Below are 25,502 nucleotides of genomic sequence, written 5' to 3'. Positions count from 1 at the left end.
ACTTTTTCTATTAAATAATGAAAAATTCTTTTTTCATAGTTTCTTTTAGGAGTTTTAAATTTTTTTCATCAACTGCATTTTTTGCATGTTCTGGCAAAGTTAAAATATTTTTGTGGTATTTTTTAAAGAATTCTAACATTTTTTTATCTATTTTGTTTGTATTATTTATATGTGCATATTCATCAAGCATTGTTATTACTAAATCATATTTACCCATAAAGGCTGCATAATTTATGGGAAGTATTCCAAAAGTATCTGCTTTGTTTACTATTGTATTATCATAAGAGTTGATTAACCTAAAAGTTCTTGAACAATCTTTCCATACTACATTGTGAATGATAGTACGTCCTTTATTATCCGTTGCTTTATAGTTTGGTTTTGCATTTAGTAAAAGTTTTACTGTATATATTCCTTTATCCAGTATTGCTATATGCAATGCACTAGCACCATTTTCATCTTTTTCATTAATATTTACTCCTAAGTTAATCAAATTTTGTAAAGTTGTTAAATAAAGTTTTTGTTTTTTAGGGTTTTCAGTATGAGCATTTTTAATTAAATAAAATATTACATTACAATGTTCTAAATCTTTTTGATTGATATTTATTCCATAATATTTTAACAACTTAAATAATTCAAAATTGTAGTATAAAACTACATCAAAAAATAAAGGTTTACTCTTTGAATTATATTTTTTTAAGTCTACTTTTGTGTTTTTTAATAAATACTCTAATAAATCATAGTAATTATGTTCAATATGAGATTTCAATAAAAGTTTTGAATCTATCTTTTTTTGATTTTGATAGTGCAAAATTAATTCTATAAGTTTTTCTATTATCGTTGAGTCTTCATTATCTCTTATATTTACATCAGCTCCAAAAGATAATAGCTTTTCAATAATTTCTATATTTTCGAAACCTTTAAAGCAGGCTTCACTTAATATTGTTTGTCCTTCAATATTTTTATGATTTATATTAAATACATTTAAATTAAGAAAAAGATTAATAAGTTGATTGTCTTCACTTCTTATAGCCTCAAATAAAACAGTTTCTTCTTTCTTATCTAGACTGTTAACATTGATATCATATGAAATTAGTTTTTTAATAAGTTTAAAAAAAGATTCATCTTCATTTGAATTATCTCTTCTTGCTTTTAAATAAAGTGATACTACATGATTTAATACAGTTTTTTCTTCAAAGTCTTTATAATTTACTTCACAACCATATTCAATAGCTTTATCTATTATAAGTTCATTTTCTATGCCGTTTAAAATAGCATAAAATAAAAAGTTTTTTCCATCTTTGTCAACTAAAGTTGGATTGGCTCCATTTTCAAGCAAATTTAATGCAAGTTCATGGTTTTTTAAAACACTTTCTTTATGGAGAATAGTGTTTTTATCATTATTTATGCAATTAATGTCTATTTTTTTATTTTTTAAAATGCTATTTACAATTTCATTACTACCATTTGAAACGGCATCAAATATTAAGTTATTTCCATAAATGTCTTTATTATTTAAATCATTAGTATTTTCCAATAAAAGTTTATAAGTTTTATTCCCTTCTATTACAGCTTCTTGTAGAGCAGTTCTATTATATATATTTTTATGATTTGTATTAGCACCTTCTTCAATAAGAAATTTCATCATTGTATAATTATTTGATTTAACCGCATAGAATAGGGGTGTTTCTTTATTTAAAGTTTGGTCCTCTAATCCAAGTCCTTGCTTTAATAGCCATTTGAATGATTCTAAATAAGCATTTCTTGCACTAATATGCAATAAAGACTCTTTTTGTTCATTTTTTTCATTTAGATTAATATCTTCAGTATAATTAAAATCTACTTCTTCTTGATTAAAAACTGGGTTTAATAGAGCGTTTATTAAATTTTCTTTTGAAGGCTTATTACTTTTTATTAATTTCTTTAACATATTTTTGTGCTTTTTTAGATATATTATAATTATATAAATAATAGCTAAAATCACTTTAAAATAAATAAGTAAATGATAAATTAAAATTTTTTATAATAAAACAAGGAGTTTAGGTTGAGTATTTTATTAGAAATGGCAATGTTCCCAACTGATCAAAGTGAAAGTAAAAGTGAATATGTTGCACAAGTAATAGAAGTGATAAGAGATTCTGGCTTTGATTATCAATTGACATCAATGGGAACAATAATTGAAACTAAAGAGTTATCACAAGCTTTAGAAATCATTCAAAAGTGTTATGATGTTTTAGATAAAGCAGGATGTAATAGAGTTTATTCAACTTTAACTTTTGATATTAGAAAAAATCATAAAAATAGACTTAAGACTAAAGTTGAATCTATAGAAAACAAAATAGGTTCTGTTTCAAAATAAACTATCTTGATTTAGAATATCGTCTATTCCTTTTATTTTAAAAGTAGTTCGATGTTCTTCACATCTTCCATATTCTTTTATTAACTCTATATGGGCTTTAGTTCCATAACCTTTATGTTTTTCAAAAATATATTTAGGAAATTTTAAAGCAATTTCTTTCATATAATTATCTCGACTGACTTTGGCTAAAATTGAGGCAGCACTTACTTCTTCAACTGTTGCATCAGCTTTTATTTTATATTGTAAATTTTGTATTCCAAATGAAGTATTTCCATCCATTAAAAAACTACTAGCTTCTTTTTTTAGGTTTTCCATAATTTCTTTTATCGATAGTTTTAAGCAAGCACTTAAGCCTTTTTCATCAATAGTTTTAGAGTCAGTAAAGACAACATGATAAAAACTTTTCTGTTTTATTTCATCAAATAGTTTTTCTCTTTTTTTTTCACTTAATTGTTTTGAGTCGTTTAATCCTTCAACCTTCTCTTTTAAAATTACCCCAACTACAACTAAAGGACCAGCTAAAGGACCTCTTCCTGCCTCATCAATTCCACATAACATCTTTACTCCCAGATATAAATTATTTTGTAGTATAATAAAACTTTATTAAAAAATAGGAAACTATATGAAAAAAGTATTTATAGCCTTTTTCTTTTTTAGTTTTTTAGTTTTTTTACTTTTTAGAGGTTTATATGAAGATAAAATTAAGATAGGATTTTTAGCTGGTCTTAGTGGTAAATATTCTGAGGTAGGACACTCTTTATTAAATGGGACAAAGCTTGCTTTTGAAGAAATTGATTATGAATTAAATGGTAAAGAAATTGAAATTATCTCAAAAGATGATAGGCAAGAAGAAGCTTATGTAAAACTTGCAATTGAAGAGTTTCGTCAAAATAATGTTAAATTAATTTTAGGTAGTGGCACTAGCTATATGACTAATGTTGCCTTAAAGTTTTTTGATGATGAATATCAACCTATAATCTTCTCTGCATCAGCAAGTAGTAATAGCTTTTCTAAAAAAGATGATAACTTTTTAAGAACACATGTTTCTCAGTCTCCAGAAAGTTTTACCAAACTATCAAATTACTTAATTAAAAATAATATTAGAAATATTTATGCAATTTATGACTCAAATAATAGCACTTATAGTAAAAATTATATAAAAAATTTTGAAAAATCTTTCATATCTAAAGGTGGAAATAAATTTTTTGATCTTCAAGAAATTTCAAGTAATTTTTCTTTCATTTTAGAAAATATTAAAAAAATAGAAAATATTGATGCAATAGTTATAATTGGAACACCTTTGGATTCTTCAAAACTAGTTCAATATTTAAAAATAAATGGTATAAATAAACCAATAATTGGTTCAAGTTGGGAAAAAGGTACTACTCTTTTAGAAAATGGTGGAAAATATATTGAAGGAATGATTTTTTTAAGTTCCTTTAATAGTAATTCACAAAAAAAATCTTATTTAGATTTTGTAGATAAGTATAAAAATAAGTATGATAGTTTTCCTGATCTTTTTGCATTACAAGCATATGAAACTGCAAAAATTACTATTGAAGTTTTAAAGAATAATGACAATTTGGATAGTTTTAAAGAAACTTTATTAAAAATGAAAGATTTTAATGGACTACAAAGTGAAATAATTTTTGATAAATATGGAGATAGTCAAAGAGATTATTTTTTAATGACTATAAAAAATGGCGTTTATCAGGAATTAAAGGATAAATAATGAAAAAAATATATTTTTTAATAATCTTAACAATAGTTTTTGTTTGCATCTTTTTATTTAGTAAATTAAAAGAAGAAAAAAGTATTAAAATTGGATTCGTTGGAGCTTTAACTGGAAAATATTCGGTTTTAGGGAATGCTATGGTAAATGGTGTTTTATTGGCTTTTGAAGAAAATAATTATGAATTAAATGGGAGAAAAATTGAATTAGTATTTAAAGATGATAAACAAAATGAAGAATTAAATAAACAAATAATAAATGCTTTTATAGAAGATGATATTAAAATTATAATTGGGAATGTAACTAGTTCTATGTCAAAGGTTTCTATGTCAATAATTAATAAAGTTAATGATATGTTTATGATTTCAGCATCTTCAGCTAGTAATGAATTTGCAGGTATAGATGACAATTTCTTCAGAGTTCATGTGGCAAACAATACTCAAAGATTTGATTCTTTTTCAAACTATATAATTAAAAATAATTACAAAAATATATATGGAATTTATGATCCCCATAATAAAACTTATTCAATGGATTATTTGTTAAACTTAGAAAAAGCTCTTATCTTAAAAAAGGAAAACTCTTTTATCAATTATGCAAGTAGTAATGATGATTTAACTAAACTTATTGAAAATCTAAATGAACTAAAACCAGACTTGATTTTAATTTGTGCAAACTCTGTAGATACTGCAAGGCTTGTTCAATATTTTAGATTAAAAGGTCTATCTATCCCTATTGCTTCATCTGAGTGGGCAATGACACCATCTTTTATAGAAAATGCTGGAAAATCATCAGAGGGAGTTATTTTCAATATTGATTATAATGCAAAAGCAGATAACTTAGTATATAAAACTTTCGTAAAAAAATATTTAGATAAATATGGTATTTATCCATCAATGTTTGCTTCTAAGGCATATGAGTTAAGTAATATTATTATAGAAATGTTAAAAAAGGGGAAAGAAACTCAAATAAAAGAAAATATATTAGCAAAAAAAGAGTTTGATGGTTTACAAGGAAAAATAATTTTTGATGACAATGGAGATGTAAGCAGAAAATTTAACACTTTTGTAGTGGTTAATGGGGAGTTTAAAAAAGTAGATGACTAAAGTAAAAAGTATAAAAAAAGAGATTTTTCAAGTATTAATTTTCTTTTCAATCTCATTAATAATAGTAGTTGGTATTTTAACTGCTTGGAATTTATATAATTCAAAAATTGAAATTATAAAACATAATCAGAATCAGGTCTTAAAACAAGTTGATAAAGAAGTAAATAAACTCTTGATAAATATTGAAAAAATTGCTCAATATATTGCTTCAAATTATGATAGAAATAATTTGCTTCTTAAAAATATTGTAGAAATAAACAATAATATTTCTTCAGTATTAATTTTAAGTGAAGAAGGTGTAATTAAAGACTTTCACGCAATTTCTAATTTAAATATATATAAAGGCTTTGATTATTCAAATAAGGTTTACTTTAGAAAATTGACAGATAATTTAAACTCTTATTGGAGTAATGTATTTTTGTCTTCAATTGATGAGGAACCAACAATTTCTTATAGTTTTAAAATGGAAAAAAGTATTGGTGTTATTATGATTAGATTAACTGAATTGTCAGATTTTTTACAAAGGTTTAAATCTCAAGATAATAGCCATATGATTAGAATTTTTGATGGAAGTGGAGTTATGATAATAAATCCTGATGCAAAACATCTTGTTTTACAAAGATATAATGCAAGTTCTTCTCCTGTATTTACTCAATTGATAAATAAAGAAAAGCCTTTTACTCAAACTATTTTTAAATCATTAAGTTTAAAATCAAATCAATTTGGAGCTTATACAAAAATAAAAAAAACATCTTGGAGTATTTTAGTTAGAGATAATCATAATATTATAATGAAGTCTTTAATCTCATTACTTGTTTCTATAGGTTTAATTATTTTCTTTTTTATTGCATTATCGATATTTTTAAGTATTCGTCTTTCAAAAAATATTTTTAGCTCTTTTGATAAACTTCAAACTATAACTTCTAAAATTGCTGATGGACATTATAATGTTGAATTGAATGATTTGCATTATAAGGAATTGAATAATTTATTAAAAAGTTTTAATAAAATGCAAGTTGAGATAGATAAAAGAGAAGATAATTTGGAAAAATCATTACATAGTTTTAAATCTTTATTTAATTCTACCATGGAATCAATTGTTCTTACAAAAAATGGAAAAATTGTTGATGTAAATGATATTACTTTAAAATTATTTAACACTGAATCAAAAAAAGAATTTATTGGTAAACAAATGTTTGATTTTATTGAAGAAGATTATCATGATTTAGTTAAATCAAATTTGATAAAAAATACGCAACCTTACGAAGTTGAATTAATCAGACCTGATGGAAAAAGATTACAAGCTTTAGTTCAAGGAAAAATTATTGAATTTGAAGGAAAAGAATTAAGATTAACTGCTGTAATTGATATTACAGAATTAAAACAAAAAGATCAACTACTTTTTCAACAAAGTAAAATGGCTTCAATGGGGGAGATGATAGGTAATATAGCTCACCAATGGAGACAACCTTTAAATACAATAAGTACTTGTGCTAGTGGAATCAAGTTTGAAAAAGAGTTTGGTGTATTAAATAATGATAGAATAGTTGAAACTATGGATATTATAGTTGACAATACTCAATTTTTATCAAAAACAATAGATGACTTTAGGAATTTTTTTAAATCAGATAAAAATTCAGAGAAATTCTTAATAAAAGATATTGTAGATCAAGCCTTAAAAATTCTAAATGCAAGTTTAAAAAATTATGATATAGAAGTTTCAAAAAAGTATTTAGATGAAGAGTTTTATTATGAAGGTTTGTCTAATGAGTTTGTACAAGTGATTATCAATCTAATAAATAATTCAAAAGATGCTTTTATCTCAAATAAAGTAGCAGATAGATTTATTTTTATTACGGAAAGCATAGAAAATAATAAATTTATTTTAGAAATAAAAGATAATGCCGGTGGAATACCTAGTGAAATAGTAGATAAAATATTTGAACCATATTTTACTACTAAACATAAGTCACAAGGTACAGGTATAGGTCTTTATATGTCTCATCAAATTATTGTTGATCATATGCATGGAAATTTGAGTGTAAAAAATATTAATATGCATATAGATTCAAAAACTTATATAGGGGCGAGCTTTAAAATAGAACTTCCTTTAGAATAAAGACTTTATTTCTTGACAAAATATGACTCAAGTGCTATAATTAATTTAGCAGTTATATATAAGGAGTGCTAAAAATGAAAAAATTATTTGAAAAATTAACAAATCAAATGAATGAAACAATTGATTCAGGAGTTTCATTAGCTTTACATAATAAAAATCAAGAAATAGAAGTGATTCATCTTTTATGGGCTTTATTGACAAATACAAATTCTGTATTAAATCAATTATTAAATAGAATGAATGTAGATAAAGCAGCAATAGAATTAGAAACAAAATCATATGCAAATAAATTACCTTCTGTTTCTTCAGTAACAAAAGAGAATATCAAATTATCAAAAGCATTAGTTGCAAGTTTACAAAAAGCAGAAGGTTTATCTGTAAAACAAGGAGATAAGTTTATAGCAATAGATACTTGGCTTATTGCGAATTTTGATACAAAAGAATTAAAGGAAGTTCTTGGAAAATATTTAGATTTATCTGAGGTAAAAAAAGAATTAGAAGCAATGAGGGCAGGGGCAACTGTTGATTCTGCAAGTGCAGATGAGAATTTTGATGCTTTAGAAAAATATGGAATAAATTTAAATAAAAAAGCAATAGATGGAGAGTTAGATCCTGTTATTGGAAGAGATGAACAAATAAATAGAATGATGCAAATTCTAATAAGAAAAACAAAAAATAATCCAATTCTTTTAGGAGAACCAGGAACAGGTAAAACAGCTATTGCTGAAGGTTTAGCTCAAAGAATAGTAAATAAAGATGTACCCACATCACTATTAAATAAAAAAGTTATAACACTTGATATGAGTGCATTAATTGCTGGAGCAAAATATAGAGGAGAGTTTGAAGATAGATTAAAATCTGTAGTAGATGAGGTTAAAAAAGCAGGAAATATAATCCTTTTTATTGATGAAATTCATACAATCATTGGCGCAGGAGCTAGTGAAGGTTCTATGGATGCAGCAAATATTTTAAAACCTAGTCTTGCAAGGGGTGAACTTCATACAATAGGGGCAACAACATTAAAAGAGTATAGAAAATACTTTGAAAAAGATGCAGCAATGCAAAGAAGGTTCCAGCCTGTAAATGTTGATGAACCAAATGTAAATGAAGCTTTACAAATTTTAAGAGGGATAAAAGAAAAACTAGAAACACATCATAATGTAACAATAAATGACTCAGCCCTTGTTGCAGCAGCAAAACTTAGTGATAGATATATAACAGATAGGTTTTTACCAGATAAGGCAATTGATTTGATAGATGAGGCAGCAGCTGAACTTAAAATGCAAATAGAAAGTGAACCAATTGTTTTATCAACTATAAAAAGAAAAATTCAGTCAGTTAATGTGGAAAAAGAAGCATTAAAAATGGAAAAATCTAAAAAAAATGAACAAAGACTTGAAGAAATTGAAAAAGAACTTGCTAATTTAAATGAAGAAAAGCAAGCTCTTGAAGCAAGATTCGAAAATGAAAAACAAACATTTAATGCTCAAAGTTCATTAAAAACAAAAATTGATGAATTAAGAACAAAAGCTGCAAGAGCAAAAAGAGAGTCGAAATATGAAGAAGCTGCTTCAATAGAATATGGAGAAATTCCTCAGTTAGAAGCGAAAATAAAAGAAAATCAAGAAAAATGGGCAAAGATGCAAGAAGAAGGTACTCTTCTTCGAAATTCAGTTGATGAAGAAGCAATTGCTAGCATAGTTTCAAGATGGACAGGTATTCCTGTAAATAAAATGATGGACTCTGAAAAACAAAGAGTTTTAAAAGTTGAGCAAGTTTTAAAAGAAGATGTAATAGGTCAAGATGAAGCTTTAAAAGCGATTTCTCGAGCAATTAAAAGAAATAAAGCAGGTTTAAGTGAAGATAGTAGACCTATAGGTTCTTTTATGTTCTTAGGACCTACAGGAGTTGGTAAAACAGAAAGTGCAAAAACATTAGCAAGATTTTTATTTGATGATGAAAAATCACTTATAAGATTTGATATGAGTGAATATATGGAAAAACATGCAGTAAGTAGACTTATTGGAGCAGCCCCTGGTTATATAGGATATGAAGAAGGAGGTCAATTAACTGAAGCAGTTAGACGAAAACCTTATAGTGTTATCTTATTTGATGAAATTGAAAAAGCTCATCCGGATGTATTTAATATTTTATTACAAGTATTAGATGATGGACGATTGACAGATAATAAAGGTGTAACTATTGATTTTAAGAATACAATTATAATTTTAACTTCAAATATTGGAAGTGCAAAAATTATAGAAATATCAGATAAAGAGGAAAGAAGAAAAGAAGTTCTTAATGAACTTAAAGGTCATTTTAGACCAGAATTTTTAAATAGATTAGATGATATTATCATTTTTGAACAATTAGGATTAGAAGCAATTACTAATATTGTAGATATTATGTTTGATTCAATTAAGAAAAAAGTTGAACAAAAAGATATTAAAATCTCTTTAACTTCAAAAGCAAAAGAGTATATAGCAAAAATAGGTTTTGATCCTGTATATGGTGCAAGACCTCTAAAAAGAGCAATATATGAAATTGTTGAAGATAAATTAGCAGATCTAATTTTAGAAGATAAAATTGCTGAAGGGTCGACTGTAGAGTTTGATTTAATTAATGATGAAGTTGAAGTAAATATAAAATAAATTTATGAAGACACTTAAACTAAACAAAATTTAAGTATAGTTTAAATATAATACGCGACTTAATTTGTGAATAGAGGAATAAGATTATGAAAAGAACATATCAACCGCATAACACGCCAAGAAAAAGAACGCATGGTTTTAGAATCAGAATGAAAACTAAGAACGGAAGAAAAGTTATCAAAGCTAGAAGAGCTAAAGGTAGAAAAAGATTAGCTGTTTAAGTAAATCTCACCGTCTTAATAATTCGAAAGATTTTAATCAACTTTATAAAAGCGGCAAAAGGTGGCATACCCATACTTTTGTCGCTTTTTTTATGCCTAATAAAAACACAAAACTTGCTTTTGTTGCTTCAAAAAAAGTTGGTAATGCAATCAAAAGGGCAAAAGCAAAAAGAAAACTTAGGGCTCTTTGTTTAAAATATGAAAATAAATTAATAGACGGAAAATATATCTTTGTAGCAAAAGAGAAAATTTTTGAAAAAGATTATAAAAATTTTGAAAAAGATTTTTTTTATGCAATGAAAAAACTGCAATTATTAAAAGAAAATGAAAAAAATATTTAAATATTTAATACTTTTTTATCAAAAGTATCTAACCATTTTATCCTTTGGGTCTTGTAGATATTACCCATCTTGTTCCAATTATGCTTTATGGCAATATGAGAACAATACTTTCTTTAAGGCAACTTATTTTACAATAACACGCATATTAAGATGCAATCAACTTTTTGCTGGAGGGTTTGATTATCCTGTTGTAAGAATTGCAAGGCATAATAATATTAGTTTTAAAAAAATAAAAATCAAATATTGGTACGTGCCAGTAGGAAATGATAAATATCTCATAGTAAAAAATCGGGAGTGGAAAAATAATAATGATGAACAACATGAACAATAATAATGGTATGCAAAAAAGAATGCTAATAATGACATTAGTAGTATTTGCATTTTTTATAGCTTATGAGTTTTTAGTATTAAAGCCTCAACAAGAACAAAAAGCTAAACAACAAGAAATTGCTAAACAGGAAAAACAAAATAGTGCACCAAATGTTATAAATACACCAAATGCAAGTACAGTTTCTGAAGATAATATGACAAAATCTGTTTCTGCTTTATCAAGCAAAGCAATTGGTTCTTCAAGTATTATTACTACAATTAAAACAAATAGAAATATTATTGAAATAGATAAATTAGGTAGGGTTGCACAAGTAACTCTTTTAGAATCTAAATATAAAGATGAAGAAGGTAATCAAATAAAACTTTTTGAAGCAGATCAATTAAGACCTTTAGAAGTAAGATTCGCAAATACAGACATAAATGATGAAGCTTTCAAAATAAGTTATAAAGCAAGTTCAACAAACATAGATGCTACAAATACTATACAAAAATTTTCATTAACTCAAGAATTATCTACTCTTACTTTAACAAAAAACTTTACAGTATATCCTAATGGACACTATGATTTAAATGTAACAACAAATTCAAAAGAACAATTTTTTATTACAAATGGCTTTAGACCAAATGTATTAGCTGATATGTATGCAGACCATGGTTTATATTTAAAATTAAATGATGGAACTATGGAATTAACTTCAGATGAAGATTTAGATAAAGTTAAATCATATACAGGAATTAGATTTGTGTCTAATTTTGACAGATATTATGCAACAGTAGTTTATAACTTTACTAATTCATTACAAGTTTCACTTATGCCAGATGATGAAAATAATCCACAAGCCTTTATTCATGCAAAAGAGAATATTTCATTTTCAGGTTATATGGGACCAAAAAACTTTAATGATTTAAAAGCTTTACATGAAGAATTAACTGATGTTATTGAATATGGTTGGTTTACTTTTATTGCAAAGCCAATGTTTACATTTTTACAATTTATACAATCTTATGTAGGAAACTGGGGTTGGACAATTGTAATTCTAACAATTATAATTAAACTTGTTCTTTATCCTTTATCATATAAAGGTATGGTTTCTATGCAAAAGCTAAAAGATTTAGCTCCTAAAATGAAAGAGATACAACAAAAATATAAAGATGATAAGCAAAAACAATCTATGCATATGATGGAATTATACAAAAAACATAATGCAAACCCAATGGGTGGTTGTTTACCTTTAATTTTACAAATTCCTATTTTCTTTGCTATCTATAGAGTTTTATTAAATGCTATTGAACTAAAAGGTGCAGAATGGATTTTTTGGATTCATGATTTAGCAGAAATGGATCCATACTTTGTATTACCAATTTTAATGGGTGCTTCTATGTGGTTACAACAAAAAATTACACCAAACACAATGCAAGACGAGATGCAAAAAAAGATTTTCCAAATGTTACCAATTATCTTTACATTCTTTTTCTTATGGTTCCCAGCTGGATTAACTCTTTACTGGTTTGTAAACAATGTATTCACAATTGCTCAACAATATTTTATAAATCAAATGTTTGAGAAAAAAAGAGCTGCTAAAAAATAGGAGTCTATTATGAAAAAATTTGAAGCAAAATCTTTAGAAGAAGCTTATGAGCTTGCTACCTCAGAATTTGAATGTTCTATAACAGATTTAGATATTGATATAATCCAACAGCCAAGCAAAGGATTCCTTGGCTTTGGAAAGAAAAATGCAATCATTACTGCTACTTCTATAAAAAGAAAAAAAGATTTTAGAAAACATAAAGAACAAAAATTTAGAAAAAAAGATATAAAAATTGAAGATGTTTCTAAAAGAATAGAAGATTCAAATAGAAGTTATGAAGAAGTTAAAACTTCAAATAATGTGAAAAATGATAGAAAATTAAATGATGTTCCTAATGTTGAGTCAAAAGAACAAATTTTCGATAATTTTTATTCGGAATCAGATAATAATGAGATTTCAAAAATTATTGTAAAAAAAGAGTCTCAAGAAATTCTTAATGAAGTTAAAGAAGGTTTATATTCTTTATTTGAAGGTACTTGTTATGGAATTGACAATATAAAAGTTGAATTTTATGACGAAAATACTCTTTATATAGAATTTACAGGAGAAGATTCTGCTTTACTTATTGGTAAAGAAGGCTATAGATACAAAGCCTTATCATATATTTTATTTAACTGGATTAATGAAAAATATGGACTTATGTTAAGACTTGAAGTAGCAGAATTCTTAAAAAATCAAGAAGCTGCAATTCATACTTACTTAGAGCCTGTAATTGAAACAATAAAAGAAAAAGGTTCTTATAAAACAAAACCTCTTGATGGTATTTTAGTACATATTGCACTAAAAAAACTAAGAGAAGAATTCCCTGATAAATATGTGGCTGTGAAAACAAATATCAGAGGAGACAAATACGTACTTGTAAATGAGTACAGAAGCAAAGAGCAATAAAATTGTTAGATGATAATACAATTGTAGCCATTGCAACCGCAAATGGCGTTGGCTCAATCTCTATTGTAAGAGTTAGTGGTAAAGATGCTTTATCAATAGCTCTAAGACTTTCAAAGAAAAAAGAACTTAAACCAAGAGTTGCAACTCTTGGAACTATTTATAATACAAATGATGAAATCATAGATGAAGCACTTTTAATTTATTTTAAAAATCCACACTCTTTTACAGGTGAAGACATTGTAGAGTTTCAATGTCATGGTGGAATTGCAATTTCTAATATTATTATGGAAGAAGTTTTAAAATGTGGGGCAAGACTTGCAAATCCAGGTGAGTTTTCTAAAAGAGCTTTCTTAAATGGAAAAATTGACCTTACAAAAGCAGAAGCTATTGCTAAAATTATAGAAGCAAGAAGTGAAGATGCAGTTAAATTATTAGCAAAGCAGTTAAAGGGTGAATTAACAGATTTTGTAAATGATATTAGAGAAGATTTACTTTTTATGCTTGCATATACAGAAGTAAATATTGATTATGCAGAAGAGGATTTACCAAGTGATATTTTTGAACAAATCCAAAATAAGCTTAATAAAATAGAAGAAAAACTATCTAATACCCTTGATGCAAGTAAAAGAAGAGAAGGTCTAATTGAAGGCTTTAAAGTTGCTATTGTTGGAAAACCAAATGTTGGAAAATCTTCACTTTTAAATAAACTTTTAAATTTTGATAGAGCAATTATTTCTGATATTGCAGGGACTACTAGAGATACCATAGAAGAGTCTGTTAAAATTGGAACTCATATAATCAAAATAGTTGATACTGCAGGTATTAGAGAAGCTTCTGATGTAATTGAAAAAATAGGTATTGAAAAATCTATTGAAGCAGTAAATGAAGCTGATATTGTAATCGCACTTTTTGATAATAGTAAAGCTTTAGATGAAGAGGATAGAAAGATTATAAACCTTTTAGAAGAAAACTCTCATAAAGAAATAATTACTATTTTAAATAAATGTGATTTAGAAAATAAGTTTGAAAAAGATAAGTTAGAAAACTTTGTTAGTTTAAGTACTAAAGAGACAATTACTCCTTTAATACAAAAAATTGAACATATTTTAGATTCTAATACACATAGTGATGATATGACTTTGGTTTCAAAAAGACAAGTGGATGAAGTAGAGAATACTTATTCTCATATTAAACAAGCATTTCTCCCTTTAGAAACTGGGGAGTTAGAGTTTTTCGCACATCATATAAATGAAGCTTTAGAGTCTATTTCAAATATTACTAGACCATATGAACATGACCAGATGCTAGATGTTATGTTTGGTTCTTTTTGTCTAGGAAAATAATAGTTCATGAAAAACAGTTATGACTTAGTAGTCATAGGTTCTGGTGCAGCAGGTATGATATCTGCAATTGTAGCAGCAAGAAATGGCAAAGATGTTCTTTTATGTGAGCAACAAGAAAAATTAGGACCAAAACTAAAAGCTACTGGTGGAGGAAGATGTAATCTTACTAATACACTTTCAAATGAAGATTTTATGAACTCTTTTGGAAAAAATGGTAAGTTTATGTTTGATGCACTAAAAGATTTCAATCATCAAGACCTAATAAACTTCTTAGAACAAATTGGAGTAGAAACTCATATTCCTGATGGCTTTAAAGTATTTCCTGTAACTCACAACTCTTCAACTATAATAAAAGCCTTAGAGCAAGAACTTATAAATGTAGGTGTTGAAGTTGCTTATTGCACAAAAGTAGATGATATAGTTTTTGAAGATAACTGTGTTAAAAAAGTTTGTACTTCAAAAGGTGAAGTTAATACAACAAATGTAATTGTTGCAACAGGAGGTTTAGGTTATCCAAAACTTGGAGCAAATGGTGATGGTTATACCTTTGCAAAAGCTTCTGGGCATAGAGTTACTTCTTTACATCCTGCAATGACTCCTTTACTTACAAAAGAGACTTGGGTTGCACAATGTCGTGCTGATACAATAGCAAAAGCACAAGTTAGTGTAAATATAAAAAAGCATAAAAATCTTAAAAAGACTGGGGATTTAATTTTTACAAATAAAGGTGTTCGAGGTCCAGTTGTTTTAGACTTTTCAAGGGAAGTAACTCCTTTACTTGAAAAGTATGGAGAAGTTCCTATTTTAATAAATATGTTAAAAGGAAAAAATGAAGAAGAACTTTTTTCATATATAAAAAAAAGAACAGCATCTAATCCTGATTTTAATATATTGCAAACTATAGAAACACTTTTACCAAGCTCTGTTATTAAAGAATTATGTAAATTAGTCCATGCTGATTATGAATTAAAATTCAAAGATTTAAAAGGTGAGATAAGACAAAATCTTGTAAAGATTTTAGTAAATACTCCTTTAACAATAACAAATCATTTAGGTTTTGAAAGAGCTATGATAACAAGAGGTGGAATAAGTTTAAAACAGATAAATCCAAGAACTATGCAAAGTAAACTTGTTCAAGGTTTATATTTTTGTGGGGAAGTTGTAGATTTAGATGGTCCATGTGGAGGTTACAACTTGCAATGGTCATTTGCAAGTGGAAACCTAGCTGGGAAACTTTTGGATTAGTCTACTTTAATATGTTCAATTAGTTTTGAATTAGATTTATCAATTTCCGTCCATGAATTACAATTAAAATCAATTCTTACTATTTCTCCCATTAATATTTTTTCTTTTAATCCTACAAAACTAACTCCTAATGCAGTTAAAGATGGATTATGCCCAACAATTATTAATGTATTTACATCATCAAATGTATAAGTAATTGATTCCACAAGTTCATTCATAAAAGCTTGGTATAAAACTTCATTATACATTATATTTTTAGTATAATTTAATTCCTTTGAGATTATATCAGCAGTTTGTCGTGTTCTTATAGCTGGACTTGAGACTATTAAATCAGGGATAACACCTTTTTCTTTTAATTTTATTGATTGATTTTCAATGTCTTTCAATCCCTTTTTTGTAACTTCAATATCATAGTCATCTACAGTCTCATCTATAATATTTTTTTCTCCATGCCTAACAATATATAATGTTTTCATTCATATACCTAATTATAAAGTTTTGTAATATAATTTTAAATCGTTTTTACTTTTAATAATGTTAAAAATAAGATAATTGTGAAATATTTTAAGAGTATTTTTTTGGATATTCAAAAGAGATTAATTTTGCATTTTTTTTAGAGATTTTTCTCCACGTATTACTATCAAATTCAATTTCCAAAATACCACAAGTAGGAATATTTTTATTAAATTCAACTAAATAAAAAGCTAATACATTTAAACTTGGGTTATGTCCTACTAAAAATACAGAATCAATAGTATCATCTAAATAGTTTAATATTTCTAACATAGTTTGCAAAGATGCTTCATATAAATGTTCATCAAAAATAATATTAGAACTATATGATATTTTGTTTGAAAAAATAGTTGCAGTCTTTTTTGCTCTATATGCAGGACTTGAAAGAATTAAATCAGGTTTAATATTTTTTGAATTTAATAGTTCAGCCATAAAAGGAGCATTTTTTTCTCCTCTTTTATTTAAAGGTCTATCAAAGTCCTCTAATGTTGGGTTTGACCAATCAGATTTTGCATGACGTATTAAGTAAAGTTTTTTCATTTTTTTTCCTAATTGTAATGTTATATCTTTTTTCTGTATAATTGTCAAAAATATTTATTTTTACTATAATTATATTTCACTAAATATTTTATAAAATTTTAAAGGAGATAGAATGGAACAAGTTAAAACAGTTTTTTTATTAACCCTTTTAACAGTATTATTTGTTTTTATAGGTTATTCATTTGGTGGAACAAATGGAATGTTAATATCTTTTCTTATAGCTGGAGGAATTAACTTTTATGCATATTATTATTCAGATAAGCAGGTATTAAAACATTATAATGCAACACCAATAGAAGATAAAAATCATCCTATTTATAGAATTACGGAAAAATTAGTGCATAAAGCGAATCTTCCTATGCCAAAAGTTTATTTAATTCCTGATCATACTCCCAATGCTTTTGCAACAGGTAGAAATCATGAAAATGCAGCAGTTGCAGTTACAATGGGTTTATATGAAATGCTAAATGAAGAAGAACTTGAAGGGGTAATTGCCCATGAGTTATCTCATATAAAACACTATGATATTTTAATTGGAACAATAGCTGCAGTTTTTGCAGGTGCAATTGCAATGATTGCTAATGTAATGCAGTTTAGTGCAATGTTTGGAGGGAGTAATAGACAAGGTACTCATCCTATTGTTATGATTCTTATGGCAATTATATTGCCTTTAGCAGCTTCAATTATTCAAATGACAGTTAGTAGAAGTAGAGAGTATATGGCAGATGAGGGTGCTGCTAGAATTACAAGAAATCCAGCTGGTTTACAAAGTGCTTTAGCAAAATTGGAAAACTACGCAAAAGGGCATCAAGTAAATAATGCTACAGAAGAAACGGCGCATATGTTTATTATTAACCCTTTTTCAGGGAAAAAAAGTTCTTTTGGAGATTTCTTTAGAACTCATCCAACAACTGAGGATAGAATAGCGAGGTTAGAAGAGTTAAAATATGAGTTTCAATAAGGGATTTATCTCTTATTGAAAAATATCAACAATTGTATCTTCACTAGTTTCTTCTTTTAATATCGGATATATTCCTTTTGCTATTAAAGAAATTTTTAAATCATAATCAATGTCTTCAAGTAAGAAATAATTTGCTTTATAATCATATAAAACATCAGGTAGCACATTACATGCAGCTTCTTCATTATTTTTATACATAGGGTTTTTTATACAATTAGAAGATTTTAGTTTATAGTCTTTTATAAAATAAATCCAAATAAATTCTGCATTTGCATCTGAGTATTCTAATTGAGTATTACTATTTGAACATACTGCAATGTGAAATTCATTTTTTATTTCATGAACTTTTATATTACTTCCAGTTATTAAAGCTAAAGATATTTTTTTTCTTGCACTTTTTATTATTCTTGCAAATGTTGCTCTGGAAACATTCATTTTTTTTGCAGCGTCTTCTTGGTACATACAGAAAGAATCCATTAAATGTATAGCTTCTAATTCTTCATGGAGCAAAATTACATCTTGTTTTGCTTTAATATCTTTAGGACCAAAATACTTTGATACTGGTTTTAATTCAAGTTTTCTTTGCAGTTTTTCTCTAGCCATTAATAGAACCTCTTGTTTTAGTAGTGAAATTTTATCATAATTTGGTTGAATTATACTTGACATATGCTCAAAAAATTGTTATAATTCGGTCATATGTTCATTAAGTGATAACATTCATTCCCATTGTTATTCTGTAAATAGGTATTTATGATCTTCTTTTTAGTAACCATTCATTGGTTTCCTTATTCTACAGATTAAATATATTATGTTTGCTTATATAGAATATATTTTTAAACATCAGTTACTATTAGGAACAAAAATATATAATTGTCTTTTCCCTAGTCATTACTTTTTTTCACTCTTTCTAATAGTACTGATGTTTTAAATACTCTCTTTTTTGAACAAAACAATTTTTTTAGCCCATATAAGGAGGGACTATGCTTCAAATAGTATTTCCATCAAATGAGAACTTAAGTTATATTTCAAAAGTTAATGCTACTTTCCAAAATTCAAGATATTTAATAGTTTTAGATATAACAGGACAAAATATAACTGGTGTTGATATGATAGAGAATCCAAACTATTATTCAAAAGATAAACTTCTACAAACTTGTTTAGATAAAAAATTTAAAGTTTTAATTATTCCTGAAAATGATAATTTAAATATAAAAGAATTTAAAGAAAAAGGAATTAATATATATAAAGCAGAAAATAAGAAAAAGAAAGTTTTAAATATTTTTAGTGATTATGTCCAAGATAAGTTAATTAAAGTTTAAAAGCGAAGCAATAGCTTCACTTTTACCTTTCAACTTGACCAAAGTAAAGGTTAAAAACAATTTTACAGAAGTTTTCTTTAAAATATATGAAGGTTTTATAACTAGTTATAAACTTTTTTTATATTTTCAATTTTACTACTCATATTTAATAAAACCATATCTGCAATAACTAATGCTAACATCGATTCTGCAACAATACTTCCTCTAATAGCTACACAAGGGTCGTGTCTTCCTTTTAGCTCACAATCAACCTCATTTTTATTAATATCTATTGTTTCTTGTTTTATAAAAATTGATGGTGTTGGTTTAAAATAAACTTTTACATCAATATCAGCACCTGTACTGATTCCTCCAAGAATTCCTCCACTATGATTTGTTTTAAATCCTTCAGCTCTCATTTGGTCATTATTTTCATCACCTTTTTTAGAACTTGCCTCTATTCCATCTCCAATCTCAACAGCTTTAACTGCATTTATTCCCATCATTGCACTTGCAATTTGAGCATCAAGTCTTTGGTAGATTGGTTCTCCTAATCCTACAGGTGCATTTTTAACTTTTACAAAAGCAACACCACCTACTGAATTATGTTCTTTTTTTGCTTTAATGATTGCTTCTTTTTGAAACTCTTCTTTATTTTCATCAAGAGCATATATTTCAGAAGTTTTTGCAAAATTGAAATTTGTATTTGAAGATTTAATACCATCAATTTCACAAATACCACTTAGAACTTCAATGTTTAGTTCTTTTAGTAGAAGTTTTGCAATTGCTCCAGCTGCAACTCTTGCAGATGTTTCTCTGGCGGAACTTCTTCCTCCACCTCTATAGTCTCTAATTCCATATTTTTCAAAATAAGTAAAATCGGCATGTCCTGGTCTAAATAAATCTTTTACATTTGTATAATCACGACTTTTTTGATTTTCATTAAAAATAACCATTGCTATTGGAGTCCCTGTTGTTTTCCCTTCAAAAACACCACTTAAAAATTCTACTTTATCTGCTTCTTTTCTTGATGTTGCATAGATATTTTGTCCAGGTTTTCTTCTATCCATTTCCTCTTGAATAAAAGATTCATCAATAGTAATCCCTGCAGGAACACCATCAACTATACAACCTAAACCTTTACCATGGCTTTCTCCAAAACTTGTAAATTTAAATTTATTTCCAAAGCTATTCAAATTATCCTCCAATTATACATCTATCATATATTTTTTAGTTTTTTTCATTTTTTAGTTTATCAATTGCTATTTTTGCTACTGCTTGTTGTGCGAGTTTTTTGCTTTTCCCAATAGCTTTACCATAAGATACACCATCTATCCAAATTGAAATTTCAAACTCTTTTTTATGGTCAGGACCATATGAACCTTCAATCTTATATTCAGGAATACTACCAAATTGGGCTTGAGTAACCTCTTGTAAGGCTGTTTTATAGTCACTAAATAAAACATCAAGATTAATTTTATCATAAGAAATTTCAAGCAGTTTTAATATAATAGGTTTTAAGGCTTCTAATCCAGACTCTAAATAAATAGCTCCCATAATAGCTTCAAAGGCATCTGAAAGAATAGAAGCTTTATTTCTTCCTTTATTTCTTTCTTCAGCATTTGAAATAAAAATATAATCACCTAATTTTATTTGTTTAGCAAGTTTAGTAAACCCTGTTTCATTAACTAAGCTTGCCCTTATTTTAGAAAGTTCTCCTTCATTTGATTTAGGAAATTTTTTAAAAAGGTATTCACCTACTATTAAATTTAGCACAGCATCCCCCAAAAATTCTAATCTTTCATTATTATATGGTTTTTTATAACTTTTATGTGTAAGTGCTTCGATTATCAGATCTTTGTTTTTAAACTGATAATCCAAACACTTCTCTAATTTTGAGTAATCACTCATTTTCTTCTCCTTTTAATTTTTCAGCTTCAGTACGTGCAAGTATATCACATCTTTCATTATGAGAATGTCCAGCATGTCCTTTAACCCACTTTGCTATTATAGTATGTTTTTTAGAAACTTCAAGATATTCTTGCCATAAATCTAAATTTTTTACTGCTTTTTTAGCAGAGTTTCTCCAGTTATTTCTTATCCAACCTTCTAACCACTCATTTATTCCTTTGACTACATAAGTTGAATCTGAAATTATAGTCACTTTACAAGGTTCCTTTAAAGCTTTTAATCCTTCAATAACACCTTTTAATTCCATTTGATTATTTGTTGTGTTATCTTGAGCTCCACTTAATTCTTTTTCTTTTCCTTTATAGTCCAAAATTGTACCCCAACCACCTGGTCCAGGGTTTCCCAATGATGAACCATCACTGTAAAGATTGATTTCTTTCAATTAAATCCTTAGTAAGATGATATTTTATATCAAATGTTAATATGCTATGACAATTTGGACATCTATTATCAAAAATAGGATGAACATGTTTACACGAGCTGCAAATAAATTCAAAGTCAACAGTTGCAGGAATTTTATGCTCATGATTATTTAAAGCAATTAAAATATCAAAGACAAAGTCATCACTATGTTTTGCTGTATTTAAATAACCCTTTGCTGTGTATAATTCATTTAAAAAAACATTTTTAGAAACTTTTTTAAGATTTATATCTTTATAATCTAGATACCATAATAAATCAATTAGTTTTTTTAAATCAAAGTAGTCAATAATATCCCAAAAATGTTTTTTATTATTTTCAATATAATATTTTGCAATCAATCTTTGAATACTTGGATTATTTTTTAAAATGACATCTAATTTTTTGCTTTTTAATTCAAAAGACTCAATAGGATTATTTATTATGCTTAATGTTTCAATGAAAAGTTTGTCTTTTTGGATATCTTCTCCAATCTCATCTAAACAATCAATTATTTCATTAGCACTTTTATAGTCCTTTAGTTTTTCGTTCACTATCAATAAGTATTTTAATGCCTGAGTATTTCTAGGTGAAAATTTTAATATTTTGATAAAAATTTCTTTTGCTCTTTGCATAAAACCACCCTTGAAGTAAGTGGTTCCCAATAATTCTAATAATTCTTCTTTTTTTACTCTATCTGTAACGTGTTCTAAAAGAGTTAGGTATACGGAAATAGCTTTATTATAGTCACCTTTATGTACAAAACTAGATGCTAAAAGAATTATTGAATCAAAAGGTAAGTTATATGTTTTATATAAATGAACATAGTCTTCTTCTTTCAATTTTCCAATTTCAAATCTTTTTAAAAGTTTTCTATAATCTTTTCTTGCAATTTTTTCTTTATATAAAGAAAAAGAATAAGTAATGAAAGATATTGTGAAAATTAAAATAAAAAATATGATGATACCAAATAATGGGTCTCTATATTCTAAAACTAAACTATCCAAAACAACCTCTTTTTTTAAGTAAAAAATATAATATCATAAAAGTACATATACTATTATAAATTTTTGGATATAATCCCAAAATGATTACAAAAGAATCCATAGAGAATTTAAAAAACCACTTAGATATAGTAGATGTAGTATCTCAATTTTTAGAACTAAAAAAAAGTGGTGCAAACTTTAAGGCTTGTTGCCCTTTTCATGGTGAAGATACACCTTCTTTTGTAGTAAGTCCTGCAAAACAGATATATCATTGTTTTGGTTGTGGAGCAGGGGGTGATTCTATAAAATTTGTTATGGAATATGAAAAACTATCTTATCCTGAAGCCTTAGAAAAACTTGCTTCAATGTATAACGTTTCTTTAGCCTATGACAATAAAAATCAAAAAAAACAAGATACAAAAGTATTAGAAGCTGCAAATAAGTTTTATCAAAAACTTTTTGTGAATAATAGTAAAGCAAAAGAGTATATAAAAAGTAGAGGAATATCTGAGTTCTCTATTGAAAAGTTTGAAATTGGATATGCACCTTCTTCAAGTGACACTATAAATTATTTAAAAAACAATCACTTTAATTTGGCTGAGGCAAAAGATTTAGGTTTAATAGATACTGGGACAAATGGATTATATTCAAGATTTATTGAAAGAATAACTTTCCCTATTTATTCAATAAGCAGTAAGATTGTTGGGTTTGGTGGAAGAACTATATCTGGACATAATGCTAAATATATAAATTCTCCTCAGACAAAGATCTTTAATAAATCCAAACTATTATATGGTTATAACTTAGCAAAAGAAAATATTTATAAAAAAAATCAACTAATTGTTACAGAAGGTTATTTAGATGTAATTATGCTACATCAAGCAGGTTTTAATACTGCAGTTGCAACTTTAGGTACAGCTTTGACAAAGGAGCATCTACCTTTATTGAGAAGAGGAGAACCGAAAGTTATAGTAGCATACGATGGAGATAAACCTGGACTAAATGCAGCTTTTAAAGCTTCAGTACTGTTATCTCAAAGTGAATTTGAAGGTGGCGTTGTTATTTTTTCAGAAGGGAAAGATCCTGCTGATATGGTAAAAGAAGGGCAAGTTGAAGAATTAAATAAGATATTCTCAATACCCACTACTTTTATTATATACTCAATAGATTATATCATTTCAAAATATAATATTAATGATCCAGGACAAAAACAAAAAGCTTTATTAGAAGCAAATGATTATTTAAAAACTTTAAATGAATTATATCAAGATGAGTACAAGAGATATTTAGCCCAAAAATTAAATATAAGAGAAAATTTAGTTAAAGTCAGTTCAGACAAAGTACGTAGAAATGATGTTAATCTTACAAAAATCGATATTGCAGAATTATGTATTATAAAATCAATTTTAGAAAAACCTGAAAGATTAAATATGACTTTAGACCTTGTAGATTCCTCAATGTTTGAATATCATCAAAATGAGTTTCAATCTTTGTTAAGTGACAAAGGTAATCCAATTTTAAATGGAATATTATTAAATGATAAATTAGAAGTTTATGAAGATGATAGGTTAAAATCAGAATTATTAATTCTTCTTTTAAAATTTTACACAAATGAGTTAAGAAAAGTTCAGTATAACAAAGAACTTCCATTTCGTGAGAAAGCAAATTTACTTAGAAAAATTAAAGATAATATCTATCAATTAAAGCAAGGAAAATTAGTAAGTTATAATCTTTAATAAAAGATTTATTAAAAAAGTATATAATTTTTCTAAAATATTTTAGGAAATAAGTATGGAAAAAATAAATTCTGATAAATTACCTCAAGCAATAGGTCCATATTCTCAAGCAATAAAAGCAAATGGATTAATTTATACTTCAGGACAAGTTCCTTTAACTTCAGATGGAGAGATGGTTGAAAAGGATATTAAAATTCAAACAAGGCAAGTTTTTGAAAATTTGAAAAATTTACTTGATGATGCACAAAGTGCTATGGATAGAGTTATAAAAATTACAATTTATTTAGAAAATATTAACGATTTTGGTGTTGTAAATGTTATTTGTTCAGAAGTTTTTGGTGAACATAAGCCAGTTAGAACAACTATTTCTGCAAAAGGTTTGCCTATGAATTCAATGATTGTTATTGATGCTATTGCTGAACCTTATGATTATTATTAGCATAAACTTTTTCGCTTAAAGAAACTTTAAACTAGAATTAGTTAGTATTTCGTCCCGTTAAAGAATAAGTTAATAAAGAATTGATAAGTTAGAGGAATAAATATGTACGCAATTATTAAGTGTGGTGGTAAACAGTATAAAGTAACAGAAGGTGATGTTTTAGACATCGATTATACTGGAAAAGCTGCTAAAGAAACTCTTGAAATCACTGATGTTTTAGCTATAAATGATGGTGAATTAAAAACTGGTGATGCTGTTTCTTCTGCAAAAGTTGAAGCAGAAGTTATTTTAGATGGAACAGGTGTAAATAGAGCTAAAAAAGTTATCATTTACAAAAAAAGAAGAAGAAAAGATTCTAAATTAAAAAGAGGTTTCAGAAGAAGCTTCACAAAAGTTAGAATTACTAAAATCGCTGCATAATTTTAAGGAGATAGAAGATGGCTCATAAGAAAGGTCAAGGAAGTACTCAAAATAATAGAGATTCAGCTGGTAGAAGACTTGGTGTTAAAAAATTTGGTGGAGAAACAGTAAGAGCTGGTAACATCATAATTAGACAAAGAGGTACAAAAGTACACTGTGGAGAAAATGTAGGAATCGGAAAAGATCATACAATTTATGCACTAATTGATGGTGTTGTTAAATTTGATGTGAAAAGTAAAACAAGAAAAAAAGTTTCTGTATACGCTTCATAAAAAGTTTAGTGAAAAATTTTCTCAAAGGGTGTAGTGCTTTTGCCTA

27 protein-coding genes are annotated in these 25,502 nt (G+C 26.6%); 18 read left to right on the top strand and 9 right to left on the bottom strand.

Annotated features, from left to right (window positions below):
- Window positions 1–10: 10 nt before the first annotated feature.
- On the bottom strand, window positions 11–1,927 hold the full coding sequence (locus tag CP965_RS04455) for an ankyrin repeat domain-containing protein (RefSeq protein WP_129060881.1): 1,917 nt from the start codon (window positions 1,925–1,927) through the stop codon (window positions 11–13).
- A 114-nt stretch (window positions 1,928–2,041) separates the two neighbouring features.
- On the opposite strand from CP965_RS04455, the gene CP965_RS04450 reads away from it, so the two are divergent.
- Complete coding sequence (locus CP965_RS04450; RefSeq protein WP_129060880.1) at window positions 2,042–2,356, top strand: MTH1187 family thiamine-binding protein; 315 nt, start codon at window positions 2,042–2,044, stop codon at window positions 2,354–2,356.
- On the opposite strand, the gene CP965_RS04445 is transcribed toward CP965_RS04450, so the two are convergent.
- A complete protein-coding gene (locus CP965_RS04445; protein ID WP_129060879.1) occupies window positions 2,348–2,914 on the bottom strand; it encodes a ribonuclease HII in 567 nt (188 codons plus the stop codon). The two genes, CP965_RS04450 and CP965_RS04445, sit on opposite strands and share 9 nt — an antisense overlap.
- 64 nt (window positions 2,915–2,978) lie before the next feature.
- Here CP965_RS04445 and CP965_RS04440 point away from each other — a divergent pair, with 64 nt between their 5' ends.
- From CP965_RS04440 to CP965_RS04390, 11 genes are all read left to right on the top strand, one after another.
- Complete coding sequence (locus CP965_RS04440; RefSeq protein WP_129060878.1) at window positions 2,979–4,088, top strand: ABC transporter substrate-binding protein; 1,110 nt, start codon at window positions 2,979–2,981, stop codon at window positions 4,086–4,088.
- Window positions 4,088–5,194 (top strand): ABC transporter substrate-binding protein, encoded by a 1,107-nt coding sequence (locus CP965_RS04435; protein ID WP_129060877.1) that lies wholly within the window; start codon window positions 4,088–4,090, stop codon window positions 5,192–5,194. The genes CP965_RS04440 and CP965_RS04435 overlap by 1 nt, the downstream gene beginning before the upstream one ends.
- On the top strand, window positions 5,187–7,313 hold the full coding sequence (locus tag CP965_RS04430) for an ATP-binding protein (protein ID WP_129060876.1): 2,127 nt from the start codon (window positions 5,187–5,189) through the stop codon (window positions 7,311–7,313). The genes CP965_RS04435 and CP965_RS04430 overlap by 8 nt, the downstream gene beginning before the upstream one ends.
- A gap of 74 nt (window positions 7,314–7,387) precedes the next feature.
- A complete protein-coding gene (locus CP965_RS04425; protein WP_129060875.1) occupies window positions 7,388–9,964 on the top strand; it encodes an ATP-dependent Clp protease ATP-binding subunit in 2,577 nt (858 codons plus the stop codon).
- Between the two features lie 86 nt (window positions 9,965–10,050).
- Window positions 10,051–10,185: a 50S ribosomal protein L34 gene (gene rpmH, locus CP965_RS04420; RefSeq protein WP_044417745.1), complete on the top strand. Its 135-nt coding sequence runs from the start codon at window positions 10,051–10,053 to the stop codon at window positions 10,183–10,185.
- Window positions 10,173–10,526 (top strand): ribonuclease P protein component, encoded by a 354-nt coding sequence (gene rnpA / locus CP965_RS04415; RefSeq protein ID WP_129060874.1) that lies wholly within the window; start codon window positions 10,173–10,175, stop codon window positions 10,524–10,526. Before rpmH ends, rnpA begins: the two co-directional genes overlap by 13 nt.
- Window positions 10,510–10,857, top strand: coding sequence for a membrane protein insertion efficiency factor YidD (gene yidD / locus CP965_RS04410; protein ID WP_129060873.1), 348 nt, complete (start codon window positions 10,510–10,512; stop codon window positions 10,855–10,857). Before rnpA ends, yidD begins: the two co-directional genes overlap by 17 nt.
- Window positions 10,838–12,445 carry a membrane protein insertase YidC gene (yidC, locus tag CP965_RS04405; protein ID WP_129061452.1) on the top strand — a complete coding sequence of 536 codons (1,608 nt, stop codon included), beginning with the start codon at window positions 10,838–10,840 and terminating at the stop codon, window positions 12,443–12,445. The genes yidD and yidC overlap by 20 nt, the downstream gene beginning before the upstream one ends.
- 9 nt (window positions 12,446–12,454) lie before the next feature.
- On the top strand, window positions 12,455–13,333 hold the full coding sequence (locus CP965_RS04400; protein ID WP_129060872.1) for a Jag N-terminal domain-containing protein: 879 nt from the start codon (window positions 12,455–12,457) through the stop codon (window positions 13,331–13,333).
- 2 nt (window positions 13,334–13,335) lie between these two features.
- On the top strand, window positions 13,336–14,676 hold the full coding sequence (gene mnmE, locus CP965_RS04395; protein ID WP_129060871.1) for a tRNA uridine-5-carboxymethylaminomethyl(34) synthesis GTPase MnmE: 1,341 nt from the start codon (window positions 13,336–13,338) through the stop codon (window positions 14,674–14,676).
- A gap of 6 nt (window positions 14,677–14,682) precedes the next feature.
- Complete coding sequence (locus CP965_RS04390; RefSeq protein ID WP_129060870.1) at window positions 14,683–15,921, top strand: BaiN/RdsA family NAD(P)/FAD-dependent oxidoreductase; 1,239 nt, start codon at window positions 14,683–14,685, stop codon at window positions 15,919–15,921.
- On the opposite strand, the gene CP965_RS04385 is transcribed toward CP965_RS04390, so the two are convergent.
- Together CP965_RS04385 and CP965_RS04380 are read right to left on the bottom strand one after the other, a co-directional pair.
- Window positions 15,918–16,397, bottom strand: a complete 480-nt coding sequence (locus CP965_RS04385) for a SixA phosphatase family protein (protein ID WP_129060869.1) — start codon at window positions 16,395–16,397, stop codon at window positions 15,918–15,920. The two genes, CP965_RS04390 and CP965_RS04385, sit on opposite strands and share 4 nt — an antisense overlap.
- 88 nt (window positions 16,398–16,485) lie before the next feature.
- The gene (locus CP965_RS04380; protein ID WP_129060868.1) at window positions 16,486–16,974 is read right to left on the bottom strand and encodes a SixA phosphatase family protein; all 489 of its coding nucleotides are present in this window, start codon (window positions 16,972–16,974) and stop codon (window positions 16,486–16,488) included.
- Between the two features lie 112 nt (window positions 16,975–17,086).
- Between CP965_RS04380 and htpX the strand changes: the two genes are divergently transcribed.
- On the top strand, window positions 17,087–17,935 hold the full coding sequence (gene htpX, locus CP965_RS04375; protein ID WP_129060867.1) for a zinc metalloprotease HtpX: 849 nt from the start codon (window positions 17,087–17,089) through the stop codon (window positions 17,933–17,935).
- A gap of 12 nt (window positions 17,936–17,947) precedes the next feature.
- Here htpX and CP965_RS04370 read toward each other — a convergent pair whose 3' ends face one another.
- Window positions 17,948–18,601 carry a DUF134 domain-containing protein gene (locus CP965_RS04370; RefSeq protein ID WP_129060866.1) on the bottom strand — a complete coding sequence of 218 codons (654 nt, stop codon included), beginning with the start codon at window positions 18,599–18,601 and terminating at the stop codon, window positions 17,948–17,950.
- Between the two features lie 314 nt (window positions 18,602–18,915).
- Between CP965_RS04370 and CP965_RS04365 the strand changes: the two genes are divergently transcribed.
- On the top strand, window positions 18,916–19,254 hold the full coding sequence (locus tag CP965_RS04365) for a hypothetical protein (RefSeq protein WP_129060865.1): 339 nt from the start codon (window positions 18,916–18,918) through the stop codon (window positions 19,252–19,254).
- Between the two features lie 101 nt (window positions 19,255–19,355).
- Here CP965_RS04365 and aroC read toward each other — a convergent pair whose 3' ends face one another.
- From aroC to CP965_RS04345, 4 genes are read right to left on the bottom strand one after another with little or no spacing between them, the layout of a single operon-like run.
- A complete protein-coding gene (gene aroC, locus CP965_RS04360; protein WP_129060864.1) occupies window positions 19,356–20,429 on the bottom strand; it encodes a chorismate synthase in 1,074 nt (357 codons plus the stop codon).
- A gap of 34 nt (window positions 20,430–20,463) precedes the next feature.
- Window positions 20,464–21,144, bottom strand: coding sequence for a ribonuclease III (gene rnc, locus CP965_RS04355; RefSeq protein ID WP_129060863.1), 681 nt, complete (start codon window positions 21,142–21,144; stop codon window positions 20,464–20,466).
- Complete coding sequence (rnhA, locus tag CP965_RS04350; RefSeq protein ID WP_129060862.1) at window positions 21,137–21,586, bottom strand: ribonuclease HI; 450 nt, start codon at window positions 21,584–21,586, stop codon at window positions 21,137–21,139. The genes rnc and rnhA overlap by 8 nt, the downstream gene beginning before the upstream one ends.
- Window positions 21,561–22,610 carry a tetratricopeptide repeat protein gene (locus CP965_RS04345; protein ID WP_129060861.1) on the bottom strand — a complete coding sequence of 350 codons (1,050 nt, stop codon included), beginning with the start codon at window positions 22,608–22,610 and terminating at the stop codon, window positions 21,561–21,563. Before CP965_RS04345 ends, rnhA begins: the two co-directional genes overlap by 26 nt.
- Before the next feature lie 80 nt (window positions 22,611–22,690).
- Here CP965_RS04345 and dnaG point away from each other — a divergent pair, with 80 nt between their 5' ends.
- The 4 genes from dnaG (at window position 22,691) to rpmA (ending at window position 25,456) form a co-directional block, all read left to right on the top strand.
- Window positions 22,691–24,325 (top strand): DNA primase, encoded by a 1,635-nt coding sequence (dnaG, locus tag CP965_RS04340; protein WP_129060860.1) that lies wholly within the window; start codon window positions 22,691–22,693, stop codon window positions 24,323–24,325.
- A 55-nt stretch (window positions 24,326–24,380) separates the two neighbouring features.
- Window positions 24,381–24,764: a Rid family detoxifying hydrolase gene (locus tag CP965_RS04335; protein ID WP_129060859.1), complete on the top strand. Its 384-nt coding sequence runs from the start codon at window positions 24,381–24,383 to the stop codon at window positions 24,762–24,764.
- Window positions 24,765–24,866: 102 nt separating this feature from the next.
- Window positions 24,867–25,184, top strand: coding sequence for a 50S ribosomal protein L21 (rplU, locus tag CP965_RS04330; RefSeq protein ID WP_129060858.1), 318 nt, complete (start codon window positions 24,867–24,869; stop codon window positions 25,182–25,184).
- A 17-nt stretch (window positions 25,185–25,201) separates the two neighbouring features.
- Complete coding sequence (rpmA, locus tag CP965_RS04325) at window positions 25,202–25,456, top strand: 50S ribosomal protein L27 (protein ID WP_129060857.1); 255 nt, start codon at window positions 25,202–25,204, stop codon at window positions 25,454–25,456.
- Window positions 25,457–25,502 lie beyond the last annotated feature (46 nt).

This window comes from Halarcobacter mediterraneus, assembly GCF_004116625.1.
In the GTDB taxonomy this organism is placed as follows: domain Bacteria; phylum Campylobacterota; class Campylobacteria; order Campylobacterales; family Arcobacteraceae; genus Halarcobacter; species Halarcobacter mediterraneus.
The sequence above is the reverse complement of the archived record's forward strand: the minus strand, read 5'-3'. Positions and strand labels throughout refer to the sequence as shown.